This is a genomic window from Gordonia zhenghanii (genome assembly GCF_021738965.1).
In the GTDB taxonomy this organism is placed as follows: domain Bacteria; phylum Actinomycetota; class Actinomycetes; order Mycobacteriales; family Mycobacteriaceae; genus Gordonia; species Gordonia zhenghanii.
The window spans coordinates 14,762-33,895 of the sequence record NZ_JAKKOQ010000022.1; the positions used below are offsets into that span (position 1 = coordinate 14,762).

14 protein-coding genes and 3 pseudogenes are annotated in these 19,134 nt (G+C 61.0%); 10 read left to right on the forward strand and 7 right to left on the reverse strand.

What is annotated here, in order from left to right; genetic code table 11:
• Positions 1-68: 68 nt before the first annotated feature.
• Together L5G32_RS18465 and nhaA are read left to right on the forward strand one after the other, a co-directional pair.
• Positions 69-653, forward strand: a complete 585-nt coding sequence (locus tag L5G32_RS18465; RefSeq protein WP_237012546.1) for a TetR/AcrR family transcriptional regulator — start codon at positions 69-71, stop codon at positions 651-653.
• A 320-nt stretch (positions 654-973) separates the two neighbouring features.
• A complete protein-coding gene (gene nhaA, locus L5G32_RS18470) occupies positions 974-1,978 on the forward strand; it encodes a Na+/H+ antiporter NhaA (RefSeq protein WP_265739205.1) in 1,005 nt (334 codons plus the stop codon).
• Between the two features lie 18 nt (positions 1,979-1,996).
• On the opposite strand, the gene L5G32_RS18475 is transcribed toward nhaA, so the two are convergent.
• On the reverse strand, positions 1,997-3,295 hold the full coding sequence (locus L5G32_RS18475; protein WP_237012578.1) for an IS256 family transposase: 1,299 nt from the start codon (positions 3,293-3,295) through the stop codon (positions 1,997-1,999).
• 132 nt (positions 3,296-3,427) lie between these two features.
• Here L5G32_RS18475 and L5G32_RS18480 point away from each other — a divergent pair.
• Positions 3,428-3,634, forward strand: a pseudogene (locus tag L5G32_RS18480) (Na+/H+ antiporter NhaA); the annotation flags it as partial.
• A 341-nt stretch (positions 3,635-3,975) separates the two neighbouring features.
• Here the strand turns inward: L5G32_RS18480 and L5G32_RS18485 are convergent.
• A complete protein-coding gene (locus L5G32_RS18485; RefSeq protein ID WP_237012549.1) occupies positions 3,976-4,443 on the reverse strand; it encodes a hypothetical protein in 468 nt (155 codons plus the stop codon).
• Positions 4,444-4,857: 414 nt separating this feature from the next.
• A protein-coding gene (locus L5G32_RS18490; RefSeq protein WP_237012550.1) for an IS3 family transposase occupies positions 4,858-6,023 on the reverse strand; the annotation gives its coding sequence in 2 pieces (ribosomal slippage) (positions 4,858-5,736 and positions 5,739-6,023; 1,164 coding nt in all).
• Positions 6,024-7,105: 1,082 nt separating this feature from the next.
• Here L5G32_RS18490 and L5G32_RS18495 point away from each other — a divergent pair.
• The 6 genes and pseudogenes from L5G32_RS18495 to L5G32_RS18520 all read left to right on the forward strand — a co-directional run bounded on the left by L5G32_RS18495 (position 7,106) and on the right by L5G32_RS18520 (position 14,029).
• Entirely contained in the window at positions 7,106-7,588 is a 483-nt protein-coding gene (locus tag L5G32_RS18495; RefSeq protein WP_237012551.1) for a hypothetical protein, read from the forward strand.
• A gap of 1,455 nt (positions 7,589-9,043) precedes the next feature.
• The gene (locus L5G32_RS18500; protein ID WP_237012552.1) at positions 9,044-9,601 is read left to right on the forward strand and encodes an alpha/beta fold hydrolase; all 558 of its coding nucleotides are present in this window, start codon (positions 9,044-9,046) and stop codon (positions 9,599-9,601) included.
• A 289-nt stretch (positions 9,602-9,890) separates the two neighbouring features.
• Positions 9,891-10,154 (forward strand): MFS transporter, encoded by a 264-nt coding sequence (locus L5G32_RS18505; RefSeq protein ID WP_372491727.1) that lies wholly within the window; start codon positions 9,891-9,893, stop codon positions 10,152-10,154.
• Positions 10,155-10,998: 844 nt separating this feature from the next.
• Positions 10,999-11,418 (forward strand): hypothetical protein, encoded by a 420-nt coding sequence (locus L5G32_RS18510; RefSeq protein WP_237012554.1) that lies wholly within the window; start codon positions 10,999-11,001, stop codon positions 11,416-11,418.
• A gap of 461 nt (positions 11,419-11,879) precedes the next feature.
• Positions 11,880-13,115: pseudogene (locus L5G32_RS18515) on the forward strand (IS3 family transposase).
• Between the two features lie 194 nt (positions 13,116-13,309).
• A complete protein-coding gene (locus L5G32_RS18520) occupies positions 13,310-14,029 on the forward strand; it encodes a hypothetical protein (RefSeq protein ID WP_237012555.1) in 720 nt (239 codons plus the stop codon).
• A gap of 1,639 nt (positions 14,030-15,668) precedes the next feature.
• Here L5G32_RS18520 and L5G32_RS18525 read toward each other — a convergent pair.
• The 4 genes and pseudogenes from L5G32_RS18525 to L5G32_RS18535 form a co-directional block, all read right to left on the reverse strand.
• Entirely contained in the window at positions 15,669-16,343 is a 675-nt protein-coding gene (locus L5G32_RS18525; protein WP_237012556.1) for a type 1 glutamine amidotransferase domain-containing protein, read from the reverse strand.
• Positions 16,344-16,559: 216 nt separating this feature from the next.
• Positions 16,560-16,829, reverse strand: a complete 270-nt coding sequence (locus L5G32_RS18530) for an SAP domain-containing protein (RefSeq protein ID WP_237012557.1) — start codon at positions 16,827-16,829, stop codon at positions 16,560-16,562.
• 44 nt (positions 16,830-16,873) lie between these two features.
• A pseudogene (locus L5G32_RS19520) lies at positions 16,874-17,020 on the reverse strand (LLM class F420-dependent oxidoreductase); the annotation flags it as partial.
• Positions 17,021-17,250: 230 nt separating this feature from the next.
• The gene (locus tag L5G32_RS18535; protein ID WP_237012558.1) at positions 17,251-17,823 is read right to left on the reverse strand and encodes a TetR/AcrR family transcriptional regulator; all 573 of its coding nucleotides are present in this window, start codon (positions 17,821-17,823) and stop codon (positions 17,251-17,253) included.
• Between the two features lie 123 nt (positions 17,824-17,946).
• Here L5G32_RS18535 and L5G32_RS18540 point away from each other — a divergent pair, with 123 nt between their 5' ends.
• The gene (locus L5G32_RS18540; protein WP_237012559.1) at positions 17,947-18,870 is read left to right on the forward strand and encodes an alpha/beta hydrolase; all 924 of its coding nucleotides are present in this window, start codon (positions 17,947-17,949) and stop codon (positions 18,868-18,870) included.
• Positions 18,871-19,134: the final 264 nt, after the last annotated feature.

Here is a 19,134-nt window from a genome sequence, read left to right on the forward strand (position 1 = left end):
CCCCTCCTTGATACGCTTGTATCACAGTGATACGAATGTACCATCGGTGGGGATGGAGGGAATCGTTGATGACGGAGTCCGAACGTAGAACCGAGATCCTGGAGGCGGTCGAGCGCCTCTTGGCCCGCGGTGGAATCAATGCCGTAACGATGAGAGCTGTGGCCACCGAAGCGGGCGTGTCTCTGCGGCTCGTGCAGTATTACGGCAGCACCAAAGATGAGCTGCTCCGCGCCACACTCAACAGCCACGCCGACAAGAGCGTCGAGCGGTGGCGGGCTCGCGCTCGTCAACAAGAATCCGGTTCGCCGCTGGAGCTCATCAAGACATTCCTAGTCGAAGCCCTACCCAACGATCCGGTGAGTCTCGACTTCCACCGGCTCGGGATCGCAATGGAGGAGCTGGCGATATCTACCCCGGGTGTGGCAGGGCAGGCTTACCAGAAGCACCTGAGCGGCTTGGCCGCCCACCTCGCTGAACGACTGCGGCCCGACGATCTCAGAACAGGGCCCGCGGCCCGACTCCTCGCGTTGGAAGTCATGGGCCTAGCACACGGAGTCGGAACTCTATTGATGACAGGGCAACTTTCCGAGCCTGATGCGCAGGTACTGATCAAGAACTACCTCGAACGACTCGGCCCGCAATTGCCGATATGACCGCGGAGACCGTGACGTTAGGCGCCTTGTGGGTCCAGGACCCGTGCATGCGGGTGAGGGCCGGTTCCGTGGGATCAGATTGAGCGCGGTAGCTGCCTGGGTGAGCCTCGACAAAAGTCTGCGAAAGGCATCGCTCCCGGATGACCGTTCGTCCCCCCCTCGCGGCACGGTAGGGTTACTTCTGGTGTGCCGGGAAGTCTGGTCGGCGTCTATATCGTCGTGCCAACTTGAGGAGCTTGATGCCCCACACCAATAGCCATCGGTCTGTCTGTGTCTTCCAACGCGGTCCCGTTGCCGAGACGCGGCGAGTTATTGAGTTACTGCGACGTGAGACGGTCGGCGGATTCCTGCTCGTGGCCGCGGCAGTCATCGCTATCGTCATGGCGAACACCCCGCTCGCCGATGTCTACGAGAAGCTTCGAGACGCCAGGATCGGTTATGCGCCTTGGCATCTCGAGTTGGCGCTCGGGCAATGGGCGTCGGACGGTCTGCTCGCGATCTTCTTCTTCCTCGTCGGACTGGAATTGAAGCGCGAGATCGTCGCTGGGCAACTGCGTTCGATGCGTACCGCGATCGTTCCGGTGTTCGCCGCGATCGGCGGAGTGGTTGCTCCCGCCGTCATCTACCTCGCGGTCAACTGGGGTCGTGACGGTGTCCAGGGCTGGGCGATTCCTACTGCCACCGATATCGCGTTCGCAGTCGCTGTGCTCGCCGTCGTGGGGCGCGGACTGCCGGCCGCGCTGCGACTATTTTTGCTCACGCTCGCCGTGGTCGATGACCTGATCGCGATCGCAATCATCGCAGTTGTATACACCGAGCAGGTCAAGCCGGTACCGCTGTTGGCAGCCATCGTTCCGATCGCCATGTTCGCAGTCCTCGCGCACCGCTGGGCGCACTGGTTCTCCGAACGGCGCGGGGCAGCATGGGCAGTGTTGCTACCACTCGGGATCCTCGCCTGGGCACTGGTGCACGCTTCCGGGATCCACGCCACGATCGCCGGCGTGGTCCTCGGATTCATGATCCCAGTGCGAAAAGGTGGGGCAGGCCTTGCTGAGGAGTTCGAGCACCGCTTCCGCCCGATCTCGACAGGGTTCGCAGTGCCTGCATTCGCATTCTTGTCCGCGGGTGTGACAGTCGGCGGCCTGACAGGTTTGGCGAACACCTTCACAGACCCGATCGCGCTCGGCGTCCTACTCGGGCTTGTCGTCGGCAAACCCATCGGCATCCTGACCGCGACGTGGCTGACGGTTCGCTACACGAGCAGCCAACTCGATCCCTCGGTGCGGTGGGGCGACCTCACGGAGCCTGTCAAGATTTCTGTGTAAGTCGGTCAGGTGTTCGGTTTATAGGTGATGGTCGATACGTTCGGGGTAGGTCAGTGAGAGTTGCTCGAGCGCTCGTTTCCAGTTCGTGGTGACCGCGCCTTCCACGAGCCGCCCCGCGGCTTTGCGTTTGTGCGAGGGAAGTCCTTGTTCCTTGATGCGCTCGCGAGCTCGTTTGTCCTCGATGTTGCCGATGGCCAGCCATAACAGCTTCATCGCGGCCGCGTCGTTCGGGAAATGGCCCCGGTTCTTCGTGACCTTGCGCAGTTGATAGTTCAGCGACTCAATACTGTTCGTGGTGTAGATGACCCGCCGCAGCTCCGGCGGAAACGCCAGAAACGGAATGAACCGTTCCCACGCATCGCGGAACGTTTTAACCGCCGACACGTACTTACGGCCCATGTCCGAGTCCGCGAACGCGTCTAACGCGTCCGCGGCAGCGGGCTCGGTCGGCGCTTGATAGATCGGCTTGAGCAAGCGCACCACGGCTTTACGGTCGCTGTAGGAGACGAACCGCATCGAGGCCCGGATCAGATGCACCACGCACGTTTGGACTGTTGCGTGCGGCCACGTGGCCTCGACGGCTTCAGCGAACCCGGTCAGCCCGTCGCAGCACACGATCAACACGTCCTGTACACCGCGGTTACGCAGTTCCGCGCACACCGACGCCCAGAACTTCGCGCCTTCGCTCTGTTGGATCCAGATCCCGAGAACGTGTTTGACCCCGTCCATGTCCACGCCGACGGCGAGGTGGGCGGCCTTGTTCCGCACGTGTGCGCCATCGCGGATCTTGACCACGATCGCATCGAGGTACATCACCGGATACAGGGCGTCGAGATCACGGTGTTGCCAGGTCGCGACCTCGTCGGCGACTTCCTCGGTCACCTTCGAGATCGTCTCGTGCGAGAGTTCGGTGCCGATCGTCGACGCGAGGTGGTGGGCGATATCGCGGACCGTCATCCCGCCTGCGTATAGCGAGACGATCATCGCGTCCAGACCATCGAGGCGGCGTTGGCCCTTGCGCACGAGCATCGGGGTGAACGTCCCGTCCCGATCGCGCGGGATGGCCAGATCCACATCGCCGACCTCGGAAGCGACCGTCTTAGGGCTAAATCCGTTGCGCGAGTTCGGAAACGATGCTGCTTCGGGGTCCCCAGCCTCGTACCCGAGATGCTCGGTCAGCTCCGCGTTCATGCCACGTTCGAGAGTGGCCTTGAGTAATGAGCTCAGCAGGCCGTCCTGCCCGCCGACCGGCTCGCCGGCATCGATGCGAGCGAACACCTCATCCAACGCACCGGATGCCACCAACTCACTGGCCATCTCGGTCTGCTTCTGTCGTCGACCTGCACGCGAATCATCCACGCTCACATCATCATTGATAGTCACTACAGCGGTTCCCTTCAGGGTTGAACTTCACCGCTTACACAGACCATCTGACACGCCCACCTCACGTGCGTCGGAATCCTCGCCGGTATCGGGTTCACCGTGTCGCTACTGGTCGCAGAACTGAGCATCGGCGACAACGCACTGGCCCTCGAACACGGAAAAACAGCGATTCTGATCGCATCGGCCGCGGCCGCGATTCTGGCCGGGACCGTGCTAACAGCCCGGAAACGACAGGCGACGACGCCGGAGACAACAGGACGGTCCGGACCGTAGAGGTTGACTAGTGCAGAGAAGCCAACACAACGGTCACTGGCGCGACGTCGTCCTTATCGAACGCCGCGCCAACGTCTCACGCCCGGAACACTCGCAGGATCGTGCGTAGGAACCGAGGCTATACGCAACAAGGTGATCCGCAGGGTATCCAGTAAAGCATCGCGTATTACATCAGATGAATCGATCGCCTACCCCAGCTGCTCAACCCACTCACACCGCGCTCACCTGATATAGAGATGCGGCCTCAAGACCGCCACTGTTCGCCCGACGCGGCATCGGTCGCTCGTCACGACGCCACCGGATCACGGCCAGTTACGTGCACACGCTCCCGCGGCCGACGGTCAGGTCTCGATAGCGCTTAGGTGCACGGTCCGTGGCCGTAGGACCGGATCCCAAATCGCGGTGAGGTAGTCCCCGGATTTCCGGCGTTCGGACCGAACCAACGTCGGACTCGACTCCGGGCCATGCCGATCGATGGGCCGCAATCGATCGTGCGCTGTGTCTATTTCAGTCGGCGGCGGAAAGTCCGACCGCGCGAGCAATGCGGTGAGCCGCTCACGCGAAGGCGTCTGGACGACGAGATAGGCGCCGGAGTCTGGGAACGCGCTGGTGACCTCGCCATAAACGACCTTGTCGCCATCGATAAGAACCAACCCCATCCGGGTTGCCATGCGGACTGCACCATCCGCATCTTCGTAGGTGTGCGGCAACATTCCCCGATCGATCCAGGTGGTCAAAGCCCACCGTCCACCGAAGATGATAGCCACCACTGCCACGACGCCGACGACTGCCGGAACCACGATCGGCATCAATGACCTCTTGGCCATCGCACTCCCCTCCGCTCACCGTATTCTCGAAGCTGGCCGCGTCGAGGGTTCGTGCAGTACCCAACCTTCGAACGCGACAGCCGCAATCGCGAGTATTGCCACCAGCACCCATGAAGCCCGCACAACCTTCACCCATAGACCTTTGGGACCACCAGCGATAGACGACGAACGTCGACTCCACACGAGCGTCGACAACTCACGAGCTTTCGCACGCACGTGCCGACTCGATACTGAAGGTCGTCGTCGCACCCACGTCTCGAACTCGACTGGAACGACACGCGCACCGTCAGCGTGTGCTCTCATATCCTCCATGGTGCTGCAACCGAGTGACGATGCGCAGCCAGCAGCATGGATCGTCAATTGGGACTGCCGCACGTTTAGGTGACAGTTGGGATCTCAGGCCGCGAGACTCACGGCCGGGTTCATGATCGTCTCGTATTCGATCGGGGTCAATCGGCCCAGACGGGCCTGCCGGCGACGACGGTGGTAGGTCCTCTCAATCCAGGTGATAATCGCGATCCGCAACTCCTCTCGGGCCCGCCACCGTTTGCGATCCAGGACGTTCTTCTGCAGTAGCGCGAAGAACGATTCCATCGCGGCGTTGTCTCCGGCAGCACCGACCTGGCCCATCGATCCGATGAGGTGGTGACGGTTCAGGGCGTGCACGAATTTCCGTGACCTGAACTGAGATCCGCGGTCCGAGTGCACGATGCAACCGGCCGCGTCGCGACGCCGAGATGCCGCGTTGTCCAGGGCTTTCACCGCGAGGCCGGCCTTCATCCGGTCGCTGATGGAGTAGCCCACGATCCGGCCGGAGAACACGTCCTTGATCGCGCAGAGGTAGAGCTTTCCCTCATCAGTCCAATGCTCGGTGATGTCAGTGAGCCAGAGTTCGTTGACGTCATCGGCGGAGAAGTCCCGCTTGACGAGGTCGTCGTGGACCGGCGGGCCGGGGCGCTTCCCGTTCTTGCCGCGCTTTTTCCCGAACACGGACCACCACCGGTTGTCTCGGCAGATCCGCCACGCGGTCCGCTCACACATCTCCTCGCCGGCCTCCGCGGCTTCGCCGACGAGGAACCGATAGCCGTACTCGGGGTCGTCGAGGTGTGCGTCCAGCAGTGCGTTGGACCGGTACGCCTCGATCAGCTCGGCTTCAGTGACCTGCTGGTTCCGCCAGCGGTAGTAGGGCTGGCGGGAGAGCTTCAGGACCCGCAGGGACACCGCGACGGGGATACCGTCAGCGGCGAGCTCGCTCACGAGCGGGTAGAACCTTTTCCCGGCAGGTTCGCCTGGGAGAGGTAGGCGGCAGCTCGGCGCAGGACCTCGTTCTCCTGCTCCAGCAGCCGGATCCGCTTGCGCGCATCGCGCAGATCGGCCGACTCCTCCCGGGTCTTGCCGGGACGGCTGCCGTCGTCGATGTCGGCTTGGCGGATCCATTTGTGCAGCGTCATCTCGTGGACACCGAAGTCCTTCGCGATCTGCGCGAGAGTGACGCCGTCTTCACGGGACCGAGCCACGCGCACGACATCGTCGCGGAACTCCTGGGGGTAGGGAGCGGGCATGGTGCACATCCTTCCAGGCCGCCCTACGGGCAAGCCAGATCAGATGTCACCTATCGATGCGGCAGTCCCATTCGAAAACTCCCTGGGACAGGTTGGCCAGCTTCGGCCCGCCCGTCTTCGACGCGTACGCCCGCTTAAGGTTCGGCCCCGACCCACACGGACAGACCAACGGACCGCCCTCTAACCTCTCCACTGATCACGCGAAAGTGCGTACCCTCTGCGAGCTTCTACAAGCAGAAACCGGCACTCCCGACGACTGCTACTTCGCTATTTGGGACGGCTGGCCGGACACTTCCAAGATGGTCCGGCGGAGCCCTCGAGTACAAATCCCTCACCGGGCCTACTACTTGCTCCACGGCACCCTGGCCGACTTCGGTCCGTGGAGCTCGTACGAGACAGGATTCAACCTAGCGTCGTTCGTCTGGCCGGCCGATCACGCCTGGTGTATCGCCTCCGACGTCGACCACGACTGGGCAGGGATCAGCGCGGGAGCAGACACCATCGAGCAACTCCTCCACCAGAGCCACCTCAACATCACTACCGCCGACCCGGCCACCTAACCACGCACCGACAACACGTCACCCGGATCGCCGTCCGCATCCGCGCCGACCTCCGACTTAGCAATGCGCAAGCCGCACACGTGGCCACCAGAATCGACACCACTCCCCGACACTCAAAGACTGGACGCCGTCGCGATACGCAACAAACGAATACGCAGGATGTCCAGTAAACCCCTGCGTATTGCACCAGATGAATCAATCGCGTACCCAGCACCCCTTGGCTCTTCCCCAACTACAAGACTCGGCATGAGCAACTCGGGTCCCGCAACCGGGCCATCCGAAGTAACATCGCAATTGAACACGGCAGTCCAGTGTCGTGGACATATTGTGCAGGATGTGTCCACGACACTAGCACCCTGTTCTATCAGAACCACTGTAAGCACACGAACCTGAATTGAGGATAGATTGGTTCTCAGCCCAGAATGCCGACCGGACCCCGCGTTCTGGATTCAGGATGCGGATTGGTCCCAACTGCTAATCCGAGGCCCGCGTGGATATCAACGGTATGCGCGAATCAGGTTCGTGCCGGACCCCATGACGGATGGCCAGAGTCACAGCACCATTATCCCTACCATCGGCCCTACAGAGACGTGGCAAATTGCCGTCGCTTTATCCCGCCTATCTGATTACACGACTCGCCCCGACGAGTGTTATTTTGCGATCAATAGCGGATTTTCAGATTTTGACTCGAGTGGCGCAGTCAATTTCGCCGTGTCGGGGCGTAACTACTACCTCTACCGTGGTGCGGTAAAGGATCTCAGTTCAATAGCCGATAGTCCCGCCAGCGACGCGTACGCAAGCGAGAAGATGAGTGGATGGCAACTTCCTGTACCGGCCCTGGTCTGGCCTGCAGACCGCGCTTGGTTCGTCGCAAGGGACCTTGATTCGCACTTTGCCACCATCGCTGCGGCTACTTCTGCAGTCGACGCAGTCCTCGATGACACGCGTATCGATGCAGTAGCAGATTCACACCAAGATCAGAAACTGAACTATTACTGGACTTAGGATTACTCACCAATAAATTCGGTTTAATTTCTTGCAGAATACGGTACGTTTCTCGATCACCTAATCGTGCGCCCACAACGTCACCCGGATCGCCGTCCGCGTCGCTGCGTCGACCGTCGTCCTAACAACGCGCAAGCCGCACTCGTGGCCACCACGAATCTACGCCACTCCCCGACTTTCAGAGACTGGACGCCGTCGCGATACGCAGCAAACGAATACGTAGAATATCCAGTAGACCCCTGCGTATTACATCAGGTGAATCAAACGTCTACCGTCTACCCCAGGGTGTGACCCATACACGCACGGCGCTGACCTGCAGAAACCAACCGAAGGATCCATCGCGATCGAAATCGAAGACGTCGGCATGGCGAGCTGAAGAACCGACCGGTCGGAGTCCGTCGGCCTTCCTTGGATCACGCGCCAGCGCCACAACGTCGTGCCCACGGCATACAGGCTCCTCCACAACCGGCTCTCCAAGCACGGCTGGAGGCCCCAGTAACTAGAATCTTCACGCCCGCCACCGTGGCACGGACGATAGCTCCCCCGCAGCTAGATCGCCGGTGTCGTTGATCGACAGGGGTGAGTCCCCTAGGTATTAGCGTCAGTAGGCCCCTACACGATTCAATCGCCTTCCTCGGCACAGACATGGCCTATCCGGGCAGCGGTCCCATCCTCCTTGGAAGGGTTTTTGCGGAACCAGTGTCGGTCGAACCATCCCCCAGCGATGGGTTCGACAGGACTCCTTGGTGCGGACGGCTCTGGGCCACCGTCGCGTGTGACAGCACTTAGCGGCCACAGAATCTCCGATCGCCTGCTAGCTTCTAGGATCTCTGTAGCGTCTACGCTCACTGGCCGGTCTTCGATGCCATAAGCGGGCCAGGCAAACCAGATTTCGATAGCGCCCGGGTTGGGAAGCCGTTCGGAGTAGAACGTCGTGGTACCTGTCTGAGGATTACTCTTCGAAGCCAGGTGGTGGAGCTTTCCGTTGGGTTGATTCGGTAGATTCGACAGGATCTCACCGTCAGGCATCTCTAGTGCCAATAGATATTGGCCGGTGAAACTGGAGGGTTCAGGTCTTCCGAATCCGTACGTTGAAATGGTGTATCGCGCACTTCGCTTAACGATGCATAACGTAAACTCAAAAGAATCCGGATACGAGTAGAATGAATCTAACCAAACAGAAACGTCGTCATCCTTGTGCAGGGTCACTTCGATTCCGGCGAGACGACGCCGAACGTTTTGTGGTCTGTTTCGCAATTTCTTCGTCCGATCTATGAAATAGAATCACCCGTAGTGAGGAATTGGCTACAGAATACTCTGAGACAACCCGAATTCCACACTCCTGGCCTAAATTTAACACGCTTTCAGATCCGTCGATGTCACGCCACAACTAAGCTGCTCGTAGAAACGAGATTACCAATGCCAGTGCCTCGGGACCGCCCCGGAGAGCGACCGATGACCACCACACACGACTGGGACGACACCGACCAACTTCTCGCCGTTCCACCCACAGACTGGATCGATGATGCGATCACCTCGGCCCGATTAGGCACCGTCGCGCACCTGGTCACCAGCCGCTTCGACCGCTACGCCCGAGTGCTATACCCGGCCCAGCGCACCGTGCACGACGTACCCGTTGAATACTTCCGGTGGGCCGATGTCGCACGTGTCACCGGAGCGATCGCGCATGCTCGGATGCAGTGGGACGCCATCGCCGACATTGACGAGGAGTCACCGCTTGCGTTCTGGAACGAGGGCCCGTCGTCGACAAATCTCATTCCAGACTATGTCGTTGCCGAGATCGCCGCGGTACTCGGCGGCGACGACATACCCGGGTCCTTGATACACGGCCGGCGTGACATCTCCAGTCCCGTCGAGACCGCCTGGCGACTGCACCGCTCGTGGCCCGGTTCGACGTTGATGGTCGACGAAGGCGAAGGCCACGGCGGTGCGTCGCTCGTCCAGCACTGGGCCGTAGCCAACCGAGAATTGATCGACCGGGTCCGTCAGTAAGTATCGGCGCCGCGCCAATCCTTGAAGCCAGCAGGCGAGCTGAGGTCCTCTGGACGCCCGGCTCGGACACCTCCTTCGTCGATCCCGATAAATTCCGCGCCAAGTCGCCCCTGTCGAACCGCCCGCGTCTGCGCCGACCTCACAACACACAAGCCGCACTCGTGGCCACCAGAATCGACACCACTCCCCGACTTACAGAGACCGGACGCCGTCGCGATACGCAGCAAAATGAATACGCAGGATATCCAGTAAAGTCCTGCGTATTACACCAGATGAATCAATCGCTCTGATCTGGCTGACCATTGTCGATGGCGGGTACTTCGCTGTTGCCATCCTGGTTCCCTCCCTCATGATTGAGATCGGCGGTGGCCTGATGAACACACCACTCGCCACGCTCGTGACCAGAGGTGTTCGTCCCGAACACGCTGGCGCAGCCTCTGGCCTGATGAACACTGCCAAGCAATTCGGCGGCGCGATCGGCCTCGCAGCCGCGACCGCTACCGTCGCTATCGTCCAATTGAGTGAGGCAAGGCCCGGCTGGCCGCTCAAGTAATGCGAGATGGGCGCCTGCCGGGCATGCGCCCCAAAAGCGGGTCAACCGGCGGCGACGCCACGAAGATCGATGCACGCTGGCCCTGCCACATGGTGCACGTAGACGTGAAAGAGGCAGATCGTTCCCTGCTCGCCCGGCCAGGGAACAGTGGCTGTTGCCTGTCGGCCGTCACCACTTCATGGCCAACAATAGCTAATCGTGTCGGTTGGGAGGCGTTTGTCATGGGGATCGAGTTCAAATGGAACCAGCGCGAGACTGTATCATTCGGATCCGACCCTTATGTCGGAGAGCCTGAGAGTATTGAAATGCGTCCATTCGATGTGGGATGGCTTCAAACTGAAGAATACTACCCTTCGCAAAGCGAAGGAAGTTCCATCTGACCAACGATTAAACAACCTTGCACTTCCTGTCATGTCCAGCGGTTGGGTACACTGTGGAAATGCATCCAGATATGAGAGTACCAGACTTCGACTGCCCCGCATCCGGTTCCGGTCAGTGCACATTCACATAGCGCGAACCTAAGGGCGGCATGGAGAGTTTGGAGATTGATGATGAAGAATGATGACAACAAGGAGGTCTTGAAGCAAGCGATCGATCTGCTTGAGGCTGCGGAAGACTGTCCGAGGGTTTCCGGTACGGTTCTAATGAAGTCTTGGGGAAAGGGAGAGACGAGCGGTCCCGCGAAGAAGGTGAGTAGGGCGAAATTCGTTTCGAATAACAGATCCGGGAACTGGTTGGAGAAGTCTCTCGATTCGGTGGGGGTTGAGCGCCGGTATTCGGCAGCATTCGGGCAAGAGCATATAGATAACGGGAAGACCGTGGACTATATTCCCGCCGAACTAGAATGGCCTATTTCGATCCGGATGCTTCGACCGGTGCGACCTGCTGCGTCGAACGCGACCATCTCGCCGTCCAGGACGACGTCGAATCCGCGGAGCACGGCGCCGAGTTCGCGCAGTTCCGGGAAGTCCGCGGTCATGTCGACACCGGACCGCGACCAGCATCGGATGTCGCCGTCGTCGTGGCGCAGGAGAATCCGGTAAAGAGTGCACTCGATATCTGGGGAAGACCAGACGACAAGTGGAGAATGGTTGACGCGGCCCGTATCGATGGCGGTGTAGTCGTCAAATTGATTGATCATTTCGATCAGGGTACAGCGGAACTGCAGATCGATACCAGGTTGAAGGTCCCTGTGCGATGGACAAGGTTGTATTCGGTATTTGGTGGGGTCACAAGTCAGAAGTTGAACTGGTCGATCTCCTAGTTCCACGGGCGTGGATATCGGGGGACCCGGCTGACATTCCAACCAGTGGGGTGATCGGCGCATCATTTGGGGATTTGGACCCGCGAGAACCCTAACGACTCCCACAGGGTAGGGATTCGTTACGAACACCGATCACGGCCGTCGACTTAGAGTCTGCGGCCGTGATGCTGTTCGTGGTGCGGCGGTAGCTTGGGCACCGCAATACTCCAGGATCCCTACGCCAGCCAACGAATATACTCAGAGCTAGTTGACGTCGCTGCCGGTCATCAGAGCAGTTGGCTTTCCTTCGCGCGGCACCGAATGCTCGGATTCGCTACCGTTGTCGCTGATTCCAATGCTTGGATGATCATCATGCGAAAAGTACAGATCACACCGTCTGTCGTCCCCGCCCTGAGGCGCTTGACCCCTGATCTTGGACACGCTGATTCCAGCACGACGCTGGGGAAGCGAGAATCTAAGGGATGGCGAGGAAGAACTACACGGACGAGTTCCGGCTGCGGGCGGTGGATCTGTATGAGTCGACACCGGGTGCGACGTTCAAGGGCATCGCAGCGGATTTGGGGATCTCCCGGGGTGCGCTGAGGGAGTGGGTCGAAAAGCACGGCTCCGGGACGGCAACGCCCGGCAAGACGTCGCCGCTCGTGTCGGGGCCGGTGGAATCGCAGGCCGCGCGGATCGTCCGGCTGGAAGCCGAACTGGACCAGTCGAAGGCGGAGAAGCGCAAGCTCGAGACCGAGCGGGACATCCTCCGTCAGGCGGCGAAGTATTTCGCCGGGGAGACGAACTGGTGAACCGCTTCCAGTTCGTCGAGGACCACAAGGACGCCTACGGCGTGAAGCGGTTGTGTGAGGTCATCGAGATCGCGAGATCGTCGTTCTACGCCTGGCTCGCTGCGGCTCCCGGACGGGCGGCGAAGGCTGCAGAGGACGCTGCGTTGGCGGCGCGGATCCGGGTGCTGCAGGACCCCGCCCAGGGTGGTGACCGCGCCTACGGGGCACCGCGGATCACGGCCGACCTGAACGACGACGTGACGCCTTCAGCGCGGGTGAACCACAAGCGGGTCGCGCGGGTGATGCGCGAACATCAGCTCGCGGGGATCCGGCTGCGACGCCGGGTGAAGACGACGATCCCGGACCAGTCCGGACGCAAGTTCCCCGACCTGATCGGGCGGGACTTCAGCATCGGCGAGCCGAACCGCCGGTATGTCGGCGACATCACCTACCTCCCCATCGCCGACGGCACGAACCTCTACCTCGCGACCTGCATCGACCTCGGCTCGCGCAAGCTCGCAGGCTGGCAGGCCGCCGACCACATGCGCGTGGGCCTCGTCGAAAACGCCCTCCGCGCGGCCGCCCGCGACCGCGGATCGCTGGCTGGCGCCGTGTTTCACAGCGACCACGGCTCGGTCTACACCTCGAAGGCCTACGCCGCGCTCTGCGAGCAGTTGAAGGTGACCCAGTCCATGGGCGCGATCGGGACGAGCGCCGACAACTCGCTGGCGGAGAGCTTCAACGCCGCGCTCAAGCGCGAGCTGCTCGAAGGGCGGGCGACGTTCCCTGACCAGGCCACCGCCTACCGGGCCGTGTTCCGATGGGCCAACCGCTACAACACCCGCCGACGCCACTCCGCGATCTGCAACATCGCCCCCGAACAGCTACGAAGCCGCGAGGTCAGCTACCCTCGCGGAAGCGGCATAACTGAACCAACACCGTGTCCACGATCGAGGGTCAAGGCCCTGACGACCGGTACGGTCATCGCGACAAGCCTTGTGCTGTGACCGATTGGCGGTTCCGGCGACGAACCGGGCATCGGTCCGAGCTGGACAGTTCGCTACTCGTAGATACGGATTACCTATGCCCGCTGCACCTCGGGTCCGCCCAGTAAGCCACCGATGACCACTGCACACGACTGGGCCGACACTGATCAGCTCGTAGCCCTTCCACCCACAGCCTGGATCGATGAGGCGATCACTTCCGCCCGATTCGGCACAGTCGCGCACCTGGTCACCAACCGCTTCGACAGCTACGCCCGAGTGCTGCACCCGGCCCGCCGCACCGTGCACGGCGTCCCCGTCGAGTACTTCCGGTGGGCCGATGTCGCACGTGTCACCGGAGCGATCGCGCATGCTCGGATGCAGTGGGACGCCATCGCCGACATTGACGAGGAGTCGCCGCTCGCGTTTTGGAACGAGGGCCCGTCGTCGACAAATCTCATTCCAAACCATGTCGTTGCGGAGATTGCCGCCCGACTCGGCGACGACGAATGTTACTTCGCCGTGTGGGAAGGCAACAGCTCGCTGCAAGGGGTGAACCGCGACCTTCCCAAGGCGACCATCGACCAGCACCGCTTCCACATCATGGTCGGCACCGCGGCCGACGCGACGAGACACTTCCACGGCCTACGACCCAACCTCTGGTGGGCCCGCGACCGATCCTGGATCGTCGCGTCGAACATCGACCTCGTGTCGACCTACGTCGGTGGAACCGCCGACGCGATCGACCGACTGCTGCACGCCCCCGTGATCGAGGCGTGCGAAGTCTCCGCCAACGACGATGTGACGATCACGTCCGACACCGTGAACTGGTCCGAAGGTCCGCCACGGCACTGCTGAATCTCGAAGAGACCACCACTTCCCTTCGATTACATGCCCCGTTGCACGCATGCGATTATGGCCGAAGGCGCTCTGAGGAGGGCGCGAAGCATCCGGTAGTTCCACCCATTGCGCGACTCGCCTTACACCACGGTCCCGGCGAGAGCACAACGATAACTGTCGACACACATTGACTCGCCGGCGCCGCGACGATAGCCGCGGGGGCAACTCGACAGCGTAGGGCTCGTCGCTCATTTGACGGTCCCGAACTAGTATTTACCGAAACTCCTCCGGTCCGGCCAAGAGATCAGGGTCGTGAGAAATCAAATACGCGGATAACCAAGTGTTTGCAGCTCTGGCAACGATCCGTCGGCCATCACTATCAAATCCTGCTAGCTCCTTCATGACATCGGAGACCGTATAGTTTGGATTTCCATTTCGTCCTGGAGTCAACACGAATTCCGGATCAGTCCAGTCGACGTCCATCTCAGATGGCCCAGATGGATCATCTCCTAACGAATCACCGTCACCCATACTCGCGTCCAATCGCATTGGAGCGGAAGACTCCCGTCGTCCAATATCAATAATCGCCCACTGCCGGTCAGGTTCAGGCTTCCTGACCAGCACAGAGAAAATAGAAACTGGCCTCGTCCGGTTATTCATAGATAATGAACAAATAACCACTGCCGATCGTCGGTCGGAAACCACAAGGGGAACTGGTAGAATCCTCACGGCATCAGGACAATTCACGACTTCTTCGATCAGCTCCGGAAGCGAACCGCCGGATACAACACGCCTTCGCAATCCGCCGTCCGTCAAGCGGGACGCTGCGCTAAACTCGGACCTGGTAAGGCAGCCGAGAAATGATCCAAGCGTCCCTAATACAACCTGATCATGGTCGAACTGTCCGGGTACGTGCGACTCCAATGAATAACTCCCACTCTAACTGCCGCGGTGGAGGCAGGACGTCTTGATGTGCTGCCAGCGATGCCCACTCCCCTCACAAGCGCCTCCGTTACTGTCCACGTTCACATAAGAACTGGGCCGTCGGCGCGGATTGAGCCCATCAGCGCCCCTAACGTGACGGAGCCCGTGGGCATCGTGCCGCTCGTCAGACCGAACGGCGTGGCACATGGCTCAGCGCTCAGATCATTCCTGTGGATCCCGACGCAGAACAAGTTGCCCTCGGGATCTCCCATCACCGTCCAGGTATAGCCCAAAGGCAGCGACCGCCGATGGACCTCACGACGCGCAGGCCGAACACGTGGCCACCAGAATCGACACCACTCCCCAGCTTTCAGAGACTGGACGCCGTCGCGATACGCAGCAAACGAATACGCAGGATGTCCAGCAGCCCCCTGCGTACTACACCAGATGAATCAATCATTGTCGGAGGACAAGCCGCCCTGGTGCAATTGCAGGCCGGACAGAACCTCGCGCTGACGGAGAGCGGCGCCGCTCAATTGACCATCACCTCTGGCACAGACCGAACCGAGGCAGATCTCAACCTTGCTGCTGCCCGACGACCATGACCAAGTCCGACGTGACTCCTACTGCATCTCCTACAACCGGCCAGACTCCCCCGACGGGTGTGTCCGACAGTCCGCCCCGTCCACTTATTTCCAGTGGACGGGGCGGACTACCGTGAAGCGGTCTCAGTTCAGGCGAGGCGGGAGACCATCTCGGCAGCCAGCGGCCGGGACGACGCCGGGTTCTGACCGGTGACCAGGCCACGGTCAGTCACGACATTGGACTCCCAGGGGTCACCGACCTCGACCTGAATGCCCGCTTCTGTCAGTCGGTCCTCGAGCAACCATTCCGCCTTGTCTGCAAGTCCCGCCTGCGATTCCTCGGCGTTGGTGAAGGCGGCCACCCGGTACCCGGAGAACGCGTTGGCCCCGCCCTCGATCGTGGCGGCGAGCATCGCGGCCGGTCCGTGACAGACGATCGCGAGTGGCTTGCCGGAATCCCGGGCGGCGACCAGCAGCTCGCCAGAGGTGTGGTCGACCGCAAGGTCCTCCATTGGTCCGTGCCCGCCAGCATAGAAGACCGCCACGTAGTCGTCGAGATCTACGTCTCCGAGAGCAATCGGATGCCGCAACGCGGTGATGGAATCGAGAGTGGCCTTGACCTGCGTGGCGTTCTTCTCACCACCGTTGGCTTCTGCGCTGAGACTGCCCTCGTCAACGCTGGGTATCACACCGCCCGGGGTCGCAACGACAACCTCGTAGCCGGCCTCCGTAAAGACCTCGAACGGTCCGACGGCTTCTTCGGCCCAGAAGCCGGTCGGGTGCTTGGTGCCGTCGGCGAGCGTCCAGTAGTCGACGCCGGTCATCACGAAGAGGATCTTTGACACGTTTGTATGCTCCTAAAATTCGGATTCGACACACTGCGAAGGACGGGGCACCGCACTCGCAGCAGCCAGTCCACGCAGTACTTCAGTTCAACTCCGTGGCGCGTCTACACTATTCCGAGCCGAGCCAGACTCAGTCCGGTGTCGCGTTCCGCGGAACGCAGAGAAGCGACAGCTCCCGCTGTCTGTGAGGTACCTCTAGTGATTGCGTAGCCTCTCAACCAGCTCGTTCTTGTTGAGCGATGAATAGCCGGTGAGTCCCAGTTCGTTCGCGCGTGACTTCAACTCATCGACCGTCCAATCTTCGTAACGATGCGAATGGCCACCGGCCGCCCCGACCGCGGAGCGGCCACGGTTGGCCGCCGCGTTCGCGATTCTGGCCGACTTCGCTTTTGAATCGCCTTCGTCACGCAGTCGCTCGTACAGCTCATCGTCTTTCACTGATGGACCAGGATTCTTCTGCGGCATGTCGTGCCTCCATTTCCTCGGTTGAGCGAATTTCGACGCGGTCGTCAATCGGCCTCGGACGAGGCGTCTCGCAGCTTCTGGAGCAATATGGGCGCGATGTCAGGGAGGAAGGCGCCTTGAGAACTTCCGCCGACCTGAACCAATGCGATGTCGGTGAAACCCGTTTCCCAGTACCGACGGATGTCATCGACGGACCTCGCGAGTTGTATCGAGTTGGAAGTCAATTGTTGGATTTGCGACAACCACCGACTCGGTGTCCTGACTCGACCCTACGCTCGCACGTATCGCGCGCGCCGACTCTCTGCGCACACCGCGTGGCAGTCCCAGTAGATCCCTGCTGAATCAATCACTATCGCCGCGCTTGACCCACTCGCACACTGCAAGCCAGGTCAAGATGTCACCTCTAGGCGCAGTAGCCCAGTCATTGCGCTGTAATTGCTCCGGGAGTGGGCCCTTGGGACATCGAGTCGACGAGTTGTTCGATCACTGCCCGCGATACTTGAGGTGGCAGCGTGTGTGTAAGAAGACCTTCGATGACGAACGTCCCGATGTGGATCACGGCGTCCGCGTCCGGTCCTGACAGGCCTGCGGCCGCGATATCGCCAGAGAAGAGCGCTTCGGTGTATGCGTGAAATCCGTTGTGCCATTCGTCGATGACTTTCGACTTGGTCGCACGCTCGTGCACGGTCGACACCAACGGCCCCACCCGTTTCAGCCGCTCGACCAGCCATTCGAGCCGCTCGGCGAGCGGACGATCCGCAACGGCGGCATAGTCCTCCATGTCCTCGGCCACGATGGCCGTCAGAACGGCCACGAGGATGTCGTCCTTGTCGTCGAAATACCAGTACAACGTGTTTGCCGTGATGCCGACGGCTGTGGCTAGCCGGGTGATGGACGTGCGCTCAAAACCTTCAGACACGAACAGGTCGCGCGCGACACTGATGATGCCTGCTCGCTTCGCCTCCCTGTTGTGAAGTCCACGGTTCTTGGGCATGCTCCGAATCCTATCTTGAACGCCGTTCAAGGTACTGCTACGGTTCTTGAGGACCATTCAAGAGAGCGCAGGTTCTCCTCGCGTCGCACCGTGCATCCCGCCACAGAACAGGGGAATTATCCGATGGCCACTGACGGACACACCGATTTCACGCGTTCTGAAACGTCGTTCACCTCCGGCGGTGTTCGGTGCGCAGCAACAGTGTTCCGGCCCACAACAGCGGACGTAGCACCGCTCCCCGCAATCGTGATGGCGCACGGATTCGGCACACCCCGGGCCATGCGCCTGTACGCGTACGCGGAGCGGTTTGTAGCGGCAGGTTTCATCGTGTGCGTCTTCGACTACCGATACTTCGGGGACAGTGACGGCGAACCACGGCAGCTGTTGGACATACCGAAACAGCTCGCCGATTGGCGTAGTGCCGTCGACTTCACACGGACGCTCGATCGAGTCGACGAGAAGAGGATCGTCGGATGGGGCACGTCCTTCGCCGGTGGCCACGTACTCACACTCGCGGGCAACGGCCTCGAATTCGCTGCTGTCATCGCGCAAGTACCCCATGTTGACGGCATTGCCGCCGTCCGTGCAGTCGGACTCCGGCACGCGCTCCGGGTAGGCCCCGCGGCTATCAGCGACGGCATCCGAGCACTTCTTCGACGCCCGCCGCACTATATCGACAGTGTCGGCTTGCCCGGAACGCGTGCAGTGATGGTCTCACCGGATGCGATTACCGGACGCGATCGGCTGTTGCGCGATTCAGGATTACGCGATGGCGACTACCCCGAGACTGTCGCCGCACGCATACTGCTGAAAATCTGGCGGTACTCTCCCGGACGAACTGTGGCAGCGATCGGATGCCCCACATTGGTCCAAATCATGTCCGAGGATGCAGTGACTCCAGCCGCAGTTGCACAACGCGCGGCAGAGAAGATACGCAATGCCACGATCCGTTTCTACCCCGGTGGTCATTTCGATCCGTATGTCGACCCGCTGTTCTCAACAGTAGTGGCCGACCAACTCGATTTCCTTGACGAGAACGTGCGGTGACGCGGCAGGCAGCCCACCGCACACCTCCACGCGGCCGCGACGTTCGAATCGCCGTCCGCGCCGCCTCGCTGGCCGCCGACTTCACAGCGCGCTAGCCCCGCACAGCCACGGAGACCGACACCATTCCCCGACACTCGGAGACTGGACGGCAGCGGCACTTCGCCGCGCTCGATATCCGAACGAGTTCTGGGACGCCAGACAAAAACTACGCGCGTCCGGACCTCGACCGTCAGTTGCAAACGCTGTCGTCCGACCGAATGACGC

What these genes read in the sequence shown, in the direction of transcription:
- L5G32_RS18465 (WP_237012546.1), top strand. Translation starts at nt 69, where the DNA reads ATGACGGAGTCCGAACGTAGAACCGAGATCCTGGAGGCGGTCGAGCGC.
- L5G32_RS18475 (WP_237012578.1), bottom strand. Translation starts at nt 3,295, where the DNA reads ATGGCCAGTGAGTTGGTGGCATCCGGTGCGTTGGATGAGGTGTTCGCT.
- L5G32_RS18485 (WP_237012549.1), bottom strand. Translation starts at nt 4,443, where the DNA reads ATGCCGATCGTGGTTCCGGCAGTCGTCGGCGTCGTGGCAGTGGTGGCT.
- L5G32_RS18500 (WP_237012552.1), top strand. Translation starts at nt 9,044, where the DNA reads ATGACCACCACACACGACTGGGACGACACCGACCAACTTCTCGCCGTT.
- L5G32_RS18510 (WP_237012554.1), top strand. Translation starts at nt 10,999, where the DNA reads ATGGCCTATTTCGATCCGGATGCTTCGACCGGTGCGACCTGCTGCGTC.
- L5G32_RS18520 (WP_237012555.1), top strand. Translation starts at nt 13,310, where the DNA reads ATGACCACTGCACACGACTGGGCCGACACTGATCAGCTCGTAGCCCTT.
- L5G32_RS18525 (WP_237012556.1), bottom strand. Translation starts at nt 16,343, where the DNA reads ATGACCGGCGTCGACTACTGGACGCTCGCCGACGGCACCAAGCACCCG.
- L5G32_RS18530 (WP_237012557.1), bottom strand. Translation starts at nt 16,829, where the DNA reads ATGCCGCAGAAGAATCCTGGTCCATCAGTGAAAGACGATGAGCTGTAC.
- L5G32_RS18535 (WP_237012558.1), bottom strand. Translation starts at nt 17,823, where the DNA reads ATGCCCAAGAACCGTGGACTTCACAACAGGGAGGCGAAGCGAGCAGGC.
- L5G32_RS18540 (WP_237012559.1), top strand. Translation starts at nt 17,947, where the DNA reads ATGGCCACTGACGGACACACCGATTTCACGCGTTCTGAAACGTCGTTC.